The 12267-nt window shown below is 74.0% G+C and carries 11 protein-coding genes; 1 reads left to right on the forward strand and 10 read right to left on the reverse strand.

Features of this window, described 5'->3' with window-relative positions; all coding sequences use genetic code 11:
- Positions 1–38: 38 nt before the first annotated feature.
- Positions 39–773, reverse strand: a complete 735-nt coding sequence (locus ACZ6KO_RS13440) for a Mut7-C RNAse domain-containing protein (RefSeq protein ID WP_401455837.1) — start codon at positions 771–773, stop codon at positions 39–41.
- A gap of 43 nt (positions 774–816) precedes the next feature.
- Positions 817–1242, reverse strand: coding sequence for a winged helix-turn-helix transcriptional regulator (locus tag ACZ6KO_RS13445; protein ID WP_469304059.1), 426 nt, complete (start codon positions 1240–1242; stop codon positions 817–819).
- A 147-nt stretch (positions 1243–1389) separates the two neighbouring features.
- Between ACZ6KO_RS13445 and ACZ6KO_RS13450 the strand changes: the two genes are divergently transcribed.
- Complete coding sequence (locus ACZ6KO_RS13450; protein ID WP_469304963.1) at positions 1390–2292, forward strand: NADP-dependent oxidoreductase; 903 nt, start codon at positions 1390–1392, stop codon at positions 2290–2292.
- A 339-nt stretch (positions 2293–2631) separates the two neighbouring features.
- Here ACZ6KO_RS13450 and ACZ6KO_RS13455 read toward each other — a convergent pair whose 3' ends face one another.
- The 8 genes from ACZ6KO_RS13455 to ACZ6KO_RS13490 all read right to left on the reverse strand — a co-directional run bounded on the left by ACZ6KO_RS13455 (position 2632) and on the right by ACZ6KO_RS13490 (position 12260).
- Positions 2632–3612, reverse strand: a complete 981-nt coding sequence (locus ACZ6KO_RS13455; RefSeq protein ID WP_469304061.1) for a GNAT family N-acetyltransferase — start codon at positions 3610–3612, stop codon at positions 2632–2634.
- A gap of 23 nt (positions 3613–3635) precedes the next feature.
- Positions 3636–4388, reverse strand: a complete 753-nt coding sequence (locus ACZ6KO_RS13460; protein ID WP_469304063.1) for an HAD family hydrolase — start codon at positions 4386–4388, stop codon at positions 3636–3638.
- The gene (locus ACZ6KO_RS13465) at positions 4385–5317 is read right to left on the reverse strand and encodes a pseudouridine-5'-phosphate glycosidase (RefSeq protein WP_469304065.1); all 933 of its coding nucleotides are present in this window, start codon (positions 5315–5317) and stop codon (positions 4385–4387) included. Before ACZ6KO_RS13465 ends, ACZ6KO_RS13460 begins: the two co-directional genes overlap by 4 nt.
- Before the next feature lie 35 nt (positions 5318–5352).
- Complete coding sequence (locus ACZ6KO_RS13470; RefSeq protein WP_401455843.1) at positions 5353–5589, reverse strand: tautomerase family protein; 237 nt, start codon at positions 5587–5589, stop codon at positions 5353–5355.
- A 21-nt stretch (positions 5590–5610) separates the two neighbouring features.
- The gene (locus ACZ6KO_RS13475) at positions 5611–9633 is read right to left on the reverse strand and encodes a non-ribosomal peptide synthetase family protein (RefSeq protein ID WP_469304964.1); all 4023 of its coding nucleotides are present in this window, start codon (positions 9631–9633) and stop codon (positions 5611–5613) included.
- A 13-nt stretch (positions 9634–9646) separates the two neighbouring features.
- Positions 9647–10642, reverse strand: coding sequence for an EamA family transporter (locus ACZ6KO_RS13480; protein ID WP_469304068.1), 996 nt, complete (start codon positions 10640–10642; stop codon positions 9647–9649).
- Positions 10639–11307 carry a uracil phosphoribosyltransferase gene (upp, locus tag ACZ6KO_RS13485; protein WP_469304070.1) on the reverse strand — a complete coding sequence of 223 codons (669 nt, stop codon included), beginning with the start codon at positions 11305–11307 and terminating at the stop codon, positions 10639–10641. Before upp ends, ACZ6KO_RS13480 begins: the two co-directional genes overlap by 4 nt.
- Positions 11308–11636: 329 nt before the next feature.
- Complete coding sequence (locus ACZ6KO_RS13490; RefSeq protein WP_469304072.1) at positions 11637–12260, reverse strand: hypothetical protein; 624 nt, start codon at positions 12258–12260, stop codon at positions 11637–11639.
- Positions 12261–12267: the final 7 nt, after the last annotated feature.

Here is a 12267-nt window from a genome sequence, read left to right on the forward strand (position 1 = left end):
GGGCTTGGTCCGGCCCGGCCGGGGCCCGGCGGCCCGGGTCAGGCGCGGGCGCCGCCGAACTCGGCCACGGACGCGTCGACGATGCGCTCCAGGCGGGCGTGGTGGGCGCCGCGCCAGTAGACGCGCTCGCACGCGGAGCACTGGGCGAAGACGTCGTACGAGCGGTGGGTGCCGCCCTGGAGGCGGTCGCCGACGCTGTCCTTGTCGGCGTCGTGCAGCGGGCCGTTGCAGGCGGTGCAGCGGGTCCACGGGGTCAGGGCGGGGGCGAACCGGCTGAGCACGTCGCGCAGTTGCTCGTCGGGGTTGTCGCTGTAGATGTACGCGCCGGCCCAGATCTCGCGGCGGCGCAGCAGGCCGCGGTCGCGGGAGAGCAGGACGCGCTGCTCGGCGGCGGAGCGGGCGGCGAGGGCGGGGTCGCCCGGGTCCTCGTTGTCGTACGCGGCGTCGACGCCGAGCAGGCGCAGGCGGCGGGCGAGGGTGCCGAGGTGGACGTCGAGGAGGAAACGGAGCGGCGCGCCGGGCACCTCCTGGGGGCGGCTGACGCTGAGCACCTCGACCGACTGGCCGCCGGTGGGGACGTAGCTGACCGGGACCTCCTCGCCGTCGACGAGCAGCCGGCCGACCTCGGTGAGTGGGACTCCGGCGGACTCGACGACGTGGCCGAGGCTGGACGAGCCGTCGGTGGGCGTCGGCACGCGGTCGGCGCGGCGGCTCGGCGGGGCGAACAGGCGCAGCTCGGGGGCGAGGGTGAGGTGGATGTCGGGACCGTTCACCCGTTCAGCATGCCATTGGGGGGTGGGGCCGGGGGCGGGGTTTTCAGGGGGCGGACCCGGACTCGGTCTCGGACGCGTCGTACGTGGCGCGGTGGGCGCTGACCTCGTCGAAGTGGTTCTCGGCCCAGAGCTTCACGGAGGAGAGCAGGCAGCCGAGGCTGGAGCCGAGCGGGGTGAGGGCGTAGTCGACGCGGACCGGGACGGTGGGGGTGACGGTACGGGTGACGATGCCGTCGCGTTCGAGGGAGCGGAGGGTCTGGGTGAGCATCTTCTGGCTGACGCCGGGGATGCGGCGGCCGAGGTCGCTGTAGCGCAGGGGGCCGGGGGCCTGCTGGAGGGCGGGGACGATGAGGCTGACCCACTTGTCGCTGATGCGGGCGAGGAGCTGGCTGGTGGGGCAGTCCTTGAGGAAGGCGTCGTAGGCGCTGCGGGCCTCTTCGCGGCGGGCGGCGGCGGTGCGGGTGGGCATGGGCGGCGGCCTGCTTTCTGTGGCACGGCCCGGCGAACGCCGGGGTGGGGTACGCACTTTGGAGTGCGTACTTACGAAAGGAAAGTACCTCTCCCTAAGTTAGTGCGCATCGGAACGAACGAAGCGTGTGAGAGGGAGAATTCCATGATGAAGGCGGTCGTGATCGAGGGTTTCGGCGGCCCGGAGCAGGTGCGGATCGCGGAGGTCGCGGTGCCGGTGCCGGCGGCGGGGCAGGTGCGGATCCGGGTACGGGCGGCGGGGCTCAACCCCGTGGACGGGGCGGTGCGCGCCGGGGTCTTCGGCGGCGGCGACGCCGGTCCGCTCGGGCTGGGCTGGGACGTCGCCGGCGACATCGACGCGGTGGGCGAGGGCGTCACGGGCTGGACGGCCGGGCAGCGGGTGGTGGGCCTGCACTACGGGCCGGTGAAGCCGCTGGGATCGCACGCGGAGTACGTCGTCCTGGACGCCTCGGCGGTGGCGGCGGCGCCGGAGTCGGTGGGCGTGGAGGAGGCGGCGGTGCTGCCGCTGAGCGGGCTGACGGCGGCCCGCGCGGTGGACCTGCTGGGGCTGCCGGCCGGGGCGTCGGTGCTGGTCACCGGGGCGGCGGGGGTCGTGGGCGGGCTGGCGGTCCAGCTCGCGGCGGCGGCCGGGCTGGTGGTGACGGGGCTGGCGGGCGCGGAGGACGAGGAGCTGGTGCGGTCGCTGGGGGCCGTCGGGTTCGTGGCGCGGGGCGAGGAGAAGGACGCGCCGGTGGTGGACGGGGTGCTGGACGCGGCGGTGCTGGGGGAGGCGGCGCTGGGCTTCGTGCGGGACGGCGGGTTGTACGTGGGGCTGCGCCCGGGGGGCGGGCCGGCGGCGGTGCGGGGCGTGCGGGTGATCGAGCAGGAGGTCGCGGCCGACGGGGAGCTGCTGGGGCGGCTGGCGCGGCTGGTGGATTCCGGCGTGCTGACCCTGCGGGTCGGGCAGACGTATCCGCTGACGGCGGCGGTGGAGGCGCACGCGCACCTTTCGAAGCCGGGGGTTCGGGGCCGGCTGGTCCTGACGCCGTGACCCTCCGGGTGGGCCGGCAGGTCCCCCCGGCGGGGCCGGCCCCGGGGGCTCCGCCCCCGCGCCTCAATCGCCGGCGGGGCTGGGTGGGGTTGCCCGGCGGCGCTGATGGTTGCCCAGCGGGGCAGGCTTCGGGGCTCCGCCCCGGACCCCGCGCCTCAATCGCCGGCGAGGCTGGATCGGGTGCCCCGCGGATGGGATGCCGCGCAGCGGCATTTCCAGCCCGCGCGGCGTTTGAGCGCACGGGCGCGGAGCGCACGTATGGGGGTTCGGGGGCGGAGCCCCCCGCATCTTTGAGCCCCGCCGGCGATTGAGGCGCGGGGGGCCCGGGGCCGGTGGTGGTCAGGGGGTGAGGGGGAGGCGCCAGTCGTGGCTGGTGTGGAAGATGCCCGGGGGGTACTCGAACTGGGTCTCGCCCAGCAGCGTGAAGCCCGCCCTGCGGCACACCGCGTTCGACGCCGCGTGGTCCACGCCCGGGAAGGCGTGCAGCGCCGGCCGTGTGCCGTGGGTGGCCGCGTGGGCCGCCGCCGCGGCGACCGCCGCCACCGCCAGCCCCTGTCCCTGGAACGCCGGCAGCACGCCCCACCCCGTCTCGTACACCTCCTCGTCGCGCCACTCCCGCTCCCAGTAGCCGACCGACCCGATGTCCTCGCCCGTCTCCGTCAGCGACACCCGGAACATCCGGCCCGCGGCCGGAGCCGCCGCGCTCAGGGCGACGTAGCGCCGCTGGCGGTCGGCGAGGCGGTCCGCCGGTTCCGGGCCGCCCAGGTGGACGGTCATGTCGGGCGCGTTCAGGCGCTCCAGCAGCGGGAAGTCGGCGTCCGACCACGGGGTCAGGGTCACCGCTCCAAGACTCAGCATGTATTCCTCCGTGTCCGCGCCCCGTCCGTGCGCCCAGTTCGTTTCCGTACCTGTCACTACGAAGCCGCACTCGGTCAGAACCCGCAGCGATGCCGCGTTGTCCGTCGCCACCCGCGCGTACAGCGGCCGGTGCGGCTCCCGCGCGAGCAGTTCGCGCAGGGCCGCCGTGGCGATGCCCCGGCCCCAGTGGGCGCGGGCGACCCAGTAGCCCACCGTCCGCCGCTCGGGCGGGCCGAAGAGCATGAGCGAGCCCACCATCGAGCCGTCGAGCACGATCGCGTGCGCGCCCACGGCCGGGTCACCCAGGATCCGCGTCCAGAACGCGTCGAAGGCGGCCCGGTCGTACGGATCCGGGGCGGTGAACGCCGCCATCCGCAGGGCGACCGGGTCGGTCGACATCTCCCAGACGGCCGGAAGGTCCCGCTCCGTCAGCTTCCGCAGGTCGACGTCCACCGTCACCATGGCCCCGCCCCCGTTGCCGTACCTCAACGTGCCGACACGATCGCGCCGATCACCTCGTCGAACGTGTGGGCCACCCACGTCGGTTCCGCCTGCGCGAGCCGGTCCGCCGGGTGGATGCCGTACGTCACCGCGACCGACCGCATCCCCGCCGCCCGCGCCATCAGCAGGTCGTGCGTGGTGTCGCCGACCATCACGGCGCGCGCGGCCGGCAGGCCGAGGCGGTCCAGGATCACCTGGCCGGACTCCGGGTCTGGCTTGGGGCGGCTGACCCGGTCCGCGCCGACCACGACCGCGAACAGCCCGCGCAGCCCGGCCGCCTCCAGCAGTGCCTCCGCACTGGCCTGGAGCTTGCTGGTGGCGACGGCGAGGACGACCCCGCGCGCCCGCAGCCGCGCCAGTCCCGACTCGACACCGGGGAAGAGCAGTTCGCGCGAGCGCGGCAGCACGAGCTCGCGGAACAGCCGCAGGTACGCCTCGACGCCGGCGGTGACGAGCGGGTCGGACTCGGGCAGCTCCAGCAGCGTGGACCAGGCCCGGGGCAGGGGCAGGCCGATCGTCGCGCGGATGGCCAGGGGGGAAGGCCTCTTCCCGGCCGGCGCCTCTCCGGCCGGCAGCAGTTCGGCGAAGGCCGCCTCGAAGGTGTTCACGATCGCCCGCGGGGTGTCGACCAGGGTGCCGTCCAGGTCGAAGACCGCCAGGCGGATGTCGGCGGTGGCCGTGATCTCGTCCGCGGTGAGGGTGAGGGGGGTGAGAGGGGTGCGTGCCGTGCTCGTCATGAGTCCGTCCCTGCCGTGCTGTACGCGGCGGCCAGGCGGCCCGCCGTCTCGGCGCAGGTCGCCAGCACCGCCATGTTGGCGCGGGCGGAGCGCCCACCGGTGGCCGCGTCGACCGCGCGCATAAGGTACTTCGTCAGGCCCTGGCCGGCGACGCCGTCGCGGTCGGCGGCCATCACCGCCTCGCCGATCGCGGCCTCGACCTCGGCCGCGTCGATGGCGTCGGCCTCCCGGACCGGGGTCGTGATCAGGAACGAGGTCGGGCTGCCCAGCGCCCAGTGGGTGGCCACCGCCCGGGCCAGGACGGCCTCGTCGTCGATCCGGTGCGGCGCGCGGTGGCCGCTCGTACGGCAGTAGAAGGCGGGGAAGTCGTCGGAGCGGTGGGCGACCACCGGCACGCAGTGGGTCTCCAGGAACTCCAGGGTCAGGCCCAGGTCCAGGATCATCTTCGCGCCGGCGCAGACCACCGCCACCCGCGAGCGCGTGAACTGGACGAGGTCCGAGGAGATGTCGAACGTCTCCTGCGCGCCCCGGTGGACGCCGCCGATGCCGGCCGAGGAGAACCAGCGGATCCCGGCGAGTTCGGCGGCCGCCACCGAGGAGGCCACGGTGGTGGCGCCGGGGCCGCCCCGGGCGAGCACCACCGGAAGGTCCCGGCTGGAGACCTTCGGGATGCCCGGCAGGGCGGCGAACCGTTCGATGTCCGCGTCCGTCATGCCCACGCGGATCGCGCCGCCGTCGACATGGACGGTCGCGGGCACGGCCCCGCCGGCCCGGACGGCGTCCTCGACCTTGCGGGCCGTGGCGGCGTTGTCCGGGTACGGCAGGCCGTGCGTGATGACGTTGGACTCCAGGGCCACGACCGCCCGGCCCTCGTGGAGGGCCTCGTGGACCTCCTCGGTGTACTCCACCGGAGGCGCGACACGGCTCATGCGCGGGCTCAACGGGCTCGACGGGCTCAACGGGCTCACGCCTCTTTCCAGTAACCGGGGGCCTTGATGAGCAGCTCCCGGCGCGCGGCGAACACGGCCACGACCTGGTCGCGCCAGTCCTGCGGCGCCACCGTTTCGAGCGCGATGGACACCTTGTCCTCGGTGACGCCGAAGGTGTCGGTGACGGCAGCGGTGACCGCGTCGTCGAAGGCCTTCAGGCGCTCGGGCGTCAGGTCGTCCTTCGGGTAGTGCTGGACGTGGACGTGCGGCATGAGCGGGTTTCCTTTCATCGGTCAGTCCGAAGAGATCTCACGGGTGTTCGTGCGGGTGCTGATCGCCGTCACCAGTTCCGCCAGGCCCTGGCCCTCCTTCAGTACCTGGTAGTGGTCGGCGGACAGGTCGAGGACGAGGGGCGGCTCGGCGCTGTAGCCGGAGCTGCCTTCGATGAAGGAGTAGTCGTCGCCCGCCGCGCGGACCAGGGTCACGGGGGCGGACAGCCGGCGTTCGGCCAGTTCGTGGAAGGTGTAGTCGAATTCGTACGTCTCCCCGACGATCCGCGTGATGCGGCGGATCACTTCCGGGTCCAGGTCCGGGTAGCGGCCGGCGACGAAGTCCACGAAGCCGTCCTCGTCCCGGACGGTCGCCAGGCAGCGCTCCAGTCCGGGGCCGGAGAGGGCGCCCGCGAACACCGAGTACAGGATCGTCAGGTAGCCGGGGTTGTCGTACGAGGACCGCCGGCCGTAGGCGCTGCCGTCGGCGGCGCGCACCTCGGGGTTGCCGGGGCAGATCAGCAGCAGGTCCGCGACCCGCTGCCCGGCCTGCTCCAGCTGCCAGGCGGTCTCGAAGGCGACGCGCGCGCCGAAGGAGTAGCCCCACAGCGTGTACGGGCCCTCGGGCTGGATCCGGCGGATCTCGGCGATGTCGGCGGCGGCCATGGCGCCGATGGTGGCGAAGGGGGTCTCGCCGGCGTTGATGCCGCCCGCCTGGATCCCGTAGAACGGCCCGCCGGTGGCCGCCTCGCGCGCCAGCGACCGCAGGTTCATGGGGTAGCCGCCCAGGCCCGGCCAGCAGAAGACGGGGGCGCCGGGGCCGCCGTCGTGCAGGCGTACCAGGCGGGAGGCGGGCCGGGCGGCGGCGTCGCCGTCGGCGAGGCGGCCGGCGAGGTCGGCCAGGCGCGGGTGGTCGAAGAGGGTCTGCATGGGCAGCGTGACGGCGAACTCGCGGTTGATCCAGCGGGTCAGGGTCATCGCGATCAGCGAGTTGCCGCCGGAGGCGAAGAAGCTGTCGTCCATCGAGACGGCCTCGTACTTGAGGGCTTTGCCCCAGGCCTCCGCGAGCCGTTCTTCGAGGGGGGTCTTCGGCGGCACGAGGGCGGTGCCCGGGGAGGCGGGGCCGGTGAGGTCCTCGCGGGCGGCCAGCGCCGCGTAGTCGATCTTCCCGTTGGCGGTCAGGGGCAGCGTGTCGAGCACGACCACCCGGTTGGGGATCATGTAGTCGGGCAGCAGCCGGGCGAGGTCGTCGCGGATCATCTCCGTCGGGCCGCGCATGTGGACGGAGTCCTCGCGCATGCCGGTGGAGGAGACCTGCTCCTCGCTGACCTTGCCGCCGAGGAAGAAGTACGAGGGTCCGGGCGCGATGCCGGCGGCCGCGAGGAGGTGGTCGGCGCGGCGGGCGGACGGCAGCGGGTTGCCGGTCTTGGAGGAGTAGCCGGACGACATCAGGCCCAGGCGCAGGGCGTTGCGCTGGAGCCGGTGCAGGGTGCGGCCGAGGTGGATGTACTCCAGCCAGCCGTCCTCGTCGGCGGCGCGGCTGACGGCGGTGATGCCGAAGGCGGCGTCCTCGTACACGCCCTGGTTGATGGCGATGACGTGGCGCTTCTCGACGATGTCGGAGGAGATCCGGACGAAGTCGCCCCGGCCGCCCGTGTCCCCGTCGACGCCCGTGTCCCCGACCCCGCCCCCTTCGGCGCCCGTGTCCCCGTCGCCGCCCGGTGCGCCGGCCTCGTGGCGGTACAGGCCGCCGGGCAGGCCGACCACGTGGCCGGGGTGGGCCTGGACGTACAGCTCGACGGGGTCGGTGGCCGGGCCGCCGGCCGGGGCGGTGTGGGGCACGATCGCGAACGTGCCGAGGTAGTGGTCCTCGGCGGCCACGTCGAGGGCGGCCTTGACGGCCTCCTCGTGGGCGCGGGGGCGGATCGTGAGCCCGTACGCGGGGAGCACCTCGTCGAAGACGCCCAGCATGTGGCCGGTCTCGAACTCCAGGACCTCCAGGATGTTGTTGCTGTAGACGGGCTCGATCGCGCGCCGCTTGCCCAGGAAGTGCACGTGCAGTCCGGCGCCCGTGCCGGTGCCGTCCCCGACGCGGACGAGGGTGTGCTCGACGGGGTGGAAGTAGTGGACGCCGGCGGGGACTCCGGCGACGGAGCCGTCCGTCTCCAGGTACAGCTGGGTGGCGTACAGGGCGCCGGGGGAGGCGTACGCGTACTTCGGCAGCAGCCGCTCGGGGCTCCGGAAGGGGCCGAACCAGCGCAGGATCGTGCCGAGTTCGGCGTACGTCAGTTCCTCGACGCCCCGCGCGTACGCCGGCACCCGGCCCGGGGCGGCGAGCAGTTCGAGCAGGTCGTCGCGGGTGACCTTGCCGCCCTCGTAGAAGCGGTAGGTCTTGCGGGCGAACGCCTCGCGGCGCTGGCGCGGGGTCTCGGCGAAGCCGGGCAGGGCGAGGGCGGGGCGGCCGGCCAGTTCGGCGGGCTCGCGCAGGCCCGGGTTGGACAGCTGGGCTTTGACCTGGAGCTTGCTGGATTTGGACTGGTGGTGGGAGCCGTGGTTGCCCTGGTCCATCAGGGCGGCTTCCTTGGGGTTGAGTTCGACGAGGGCGCACAGCTGCTGGAAGCCGGTGCGGGGGTCGTCGGCGACGACGGCGGCCGCGCGCCGGACCCAGGTGTGCTCCTCGATGGCGGAGGTGATCTCCTCCAGTTCGACGCGGTAGCCGCGCAGTTTGACCTGGGTGTCGGCGCGGCCGCAGAAGCGGATGGTGCCGTCGGTGTTCCACGCGGCGAGGTCGCCGGTGCGGTAGAGGCGCTCGGAGGGGAGGAAGGGGACGGTGAGGAACCGTTCCTTCGTCTGCTCGGGGAGGTTGAGGTAACCACGGGCCAGCTGGACGCCGCCGATGTACAGCTCGCCCTTCTCGCCGATGTTCACCGGGTGCAGGTTCTCGTCGAGGATGAAGCAGCGGGTGTTGTCGACGGGGACGCCGATCGAGACGATCGCGGCAGGGTCCTCGTCGGCGAGGGCGCCGAGGTCGACCTGGTGGGCGGTCGCGTTGATCGTGCACTCGGTGGGCCCGTACAGGTTGACCAGCGAGGCGTGCGGCAGCTGGGTGGCGAAGGCGCGGGCCAGCTTGACGGTGAGGGCCTCGCCGCCGGAGAACACCCGGCGCAGGGAGGCGCAGGAGGGCAGGCGCTCGGTGTCGAGGAGGGCCTGGAGGAGGGTCGGGACGCACTGCAGGGTGGTGACGTCGTACGCGGTGATCGTGTCGACCAGGGCCTCGGGGTCCCGGTAGCTGCCGGGCGCCGCCATGACCACCTGGCCGCCGGCGGCGGGGGCGAGGAGCTCCCACTGGGCGGCGTCGAAGCTCATCGGGGTCTTCTGGAGCACGGTGGTGCCGGGGCCGAGGTGGCCGCAGTCGGTCAGCCAGCGCAGCTGGGAGACGATGCTGCGGTGCTCGATCATCACGCCCTTGGGGCGGCCGGTGGAGCCGGAGGTGTAGATGACGTAGGCGAGGTCGTCGGGACGGGCGGCGGCCGTGCCGCCGCCGGGGGCCTCCGGGCGGCCGTGGCTCGCGGAACCGTCGTAGCTCTCGGGGCCTGCGGAACCCTCGCAGCTCGTGCCGGTGCGGTCGGCGTCGTGCGTGTCGGGCTCGTCCACCACCACGATCCGTGTGCCGTCGGGGACCAACTCGCGTAACCGCAACACCAGATGTCCCTGCGTCACCACGTACCCCAGCGCGGCGTGCTCGACCATGTAGCGCAGCCGGTCCTGCGGGTAGTCCGGCGACAGCGGCAGGTAGGCGCCGCCCGCGGCGAGGATGCCCCACACCCCGGTCATCAGGTCGAGGGAGGGCTCGGCGTACAGGCCCACGGGGGTGCCGGGGCCGGCGCCGAGCCGGGTCAGGCGCTCCGCGAGGCGGCCCGCCGCGGCGTCGAGGCCGCGGTACGTCAGCTGCCGGTCCGCGCACCGGACGGCGACCGCGTCGGGGCGGGCCGCGACCTGCCGGCGCAGCAGGTCCGGCAGCCGGGTGGCGGAGGCGGTGGCGGGCATGCTCGTGGGGATCTCATCCGTCTTCATGCTGCCGACCATGGCTGAGGGGGCTCGATTGCCTGTCGAGGGTCTCTCCGGACTTCATGAAGTCGGGGGCGGCCGGGCGGGGCGGCGGGGACGGGTGCGGCCGGTGGGGCGTCGGTTCCGGGCGGGCCTGCCGGGGCTGGGCCACGAAGACCGCCGCCAGCACCGCGGCCGCGCCGACGAGCTGGAGCGGCGAGAGGCGCTGCCCGAGGACGAGGTAGCCCAGCGCGGTGGCGGCCAGGGGCGAGACGAAGCCGAGGAAGGACACGGCGAGCGCGGGCAGCCGTTCCACCCCGCGGAACCACACGGCGTACGCGAGCAGCGCGCCGATGCCGCCCAGGTACGCGAAGCCGGCCAGGTTCTCCCCGGTGACGGAGTCCGGCAGGCCCTCGCCGAGCAGCATGACCGGGAGCAGGACCAGCCCGCCGACGGCCAGCTGCCAGCCGGTGAAGGTCAGCAGTCCGATGCCCGCGGGCCGGCCCCACCGCTTGGTGAGCACGATCCCGGAGGCCATGCTCGCGGCGGCCAGCAGGCCGCCGGCGACGCCGGCCGTGTCGAGCGCGGCCTCGGGCCGCAGGACCAGCAGGCCGACCCCGGTCGCGCCGAGGGCGCAGGCCACGACGTGGACGGGCCGGATCCGGTCCTTCAGCAGCAGCGCCGACAGCAGCAGCACGAACATCGGCTGGACGGAGCCGACCAGGGCCGCGACCCCGCCGGGCAGGTGGTAGGCGGCGATGAACAGGAAGGTGAAGAAGGCGCCGATGTTCAGTACGCCGAGGACCAGGGCCCGCCCCCACCAGATGCCGCGGGGCAGGGCCCGGCCGGCCGCGACGAGGACCAGCCCGGCCGGCAGGGCCCGTGCGGTGGCCGCCAGCAGCGGCCGGTCCGGCGGCAGGAGCTCGGTGGTGACCAGGTACGTCGAGCCCCAGACGGCGGGTGCCAGCGCGGTGACGGCGGAGTCCGTCGCGAGCCGGTGTCCGCTCACCGCCGGACCAGGGCCGCGTCGGCGGTGCCGAAGAAGCGGTCCCCGAAGTCGCCGATGCCCGGGATCATGAAGGCGTCGGGGTTCAGGCACTCCTCGGTCGACGAGGTGATCATCGTGACCCCGGGGTGGGCGCGGCGTACGGCGTCGATGCCCTCGGGTGCGGCGAGGAAGTTCACGAGGACGATGTTCTCCTCGCGCACGCCGGCGCCGAGGAGGACGTCGAGGGCGGCGTTGGCGCTGCCGCCGGTGGCGAGCATCGGCTCCAGCACCAGGACGTGCCGGTCGGCGATGTCGTCGGGCAGGTTCCAGTAGTGCAGGCGCGGCAGCTTGGTGGTCCTGTCCCGCTGGATGAGGATCTTGCCGACGCGGATGCCGGGGATGAGCTGGCGCAGCTCGTCCGCCATGGAGTCCCCGGCCCGGATCACGGGGACGGCGCACAGCTTGCCGGTGAACTTCAGGCCCGGGTAGGTCTCGCCGACGGGGGTGGTGACCTCCTGCTTGTCGAAGGGCAGCAGGTCGAGGGCGGATTCGAGGAGCAGGCGGATCACGCGGCGCGAGTAGAGGACGAAGTCGGCCCGGGAGGCGTCGCGGTCCCGGATCACGGTGTGCAGGGCGCGCAGCTGGTTGCTCTGCGGCAACTGGTGGACCTTCTGGGTGGTCGGCATGACACCTGCTCCAGGGGGATTCCGTAGGGGGCCCGAAAACAAAACAGATTCTCGGTTAGCAGGTGCCCCCGGCGGAATGCGTCAGGCCCCGGGATGGCCGTAAATCACGGTTGGCGCCACCAACCCCCACGGGGCCCGGGCACCCCGGCCCCGTCCGACCGGCGCGGGAGCCCCCGCCGGCCGCTGCCGCCGGCGCCGCGCACGCGGCCGCCCGGTGTCCGGATCGCGCCTACAGCATCACGCCGGACGCCGGACGCCGGACGCCGGACAGGATCAGGGCAGCAGCGGGCCAGGGTCCGGGCAGGACCAGGGCAGCGCCGGGGCAGGGGTCAGGGCCAGACCAGGCAGTACGGCTGGTGGCCGGCCTCGTGGAGGCGGTGGGAGAAGTCCTGCCACTCGTGCAGGAGCTGGTACACGTTGAACGCGTCGCGCGGGCCGCCGCGGTCGGGGACCGTCGACCAGATGAAGGCCGCCGCGCCGACCGATTCCTCACCGATGTCGCGCAGCGGGTCGACCACCGTCATGGGGAGCTTGACCACCGCGTAGTCGGGGTGGAGGACCACCAGCTCCAGCGGCGGGACCTTGTGCAGGGGTATGCCCTCGATGCCGGTCAGGACCATCGCGGCCACCGTCTCCGGCTTGATCTTGGTGAACATGCCGCCCATGCCGAGCTCGTCGCCGCCGAGCTCCTCCGGGCGCATGGTGACCGGCACCCGGGCGGCCGTCGCGCCGTCCGGGGCGCCGAAGTACTTGTACGTCACGCCCATGCCGCGGCCCCCGATCGCGGTCCCGGCGTCCTCCTCGGCACCGGGCCCGCCGGCCGCCGTCGTCTCGGGTCCCTCGGTCCGCTCGGCGGCCGCGCGTCGCCGGTGCTTGCCCAGGCGACGGGACTCGCGGGCGCGCTGCGGGTCCAGCCCGTCCGTGCCCTCGCCCGGTCCACCACCGCGTTGCATATCTCCA

It is taken from the genome of Streptomyces sp. NPDC042102 (assembly GCF_055582305.1).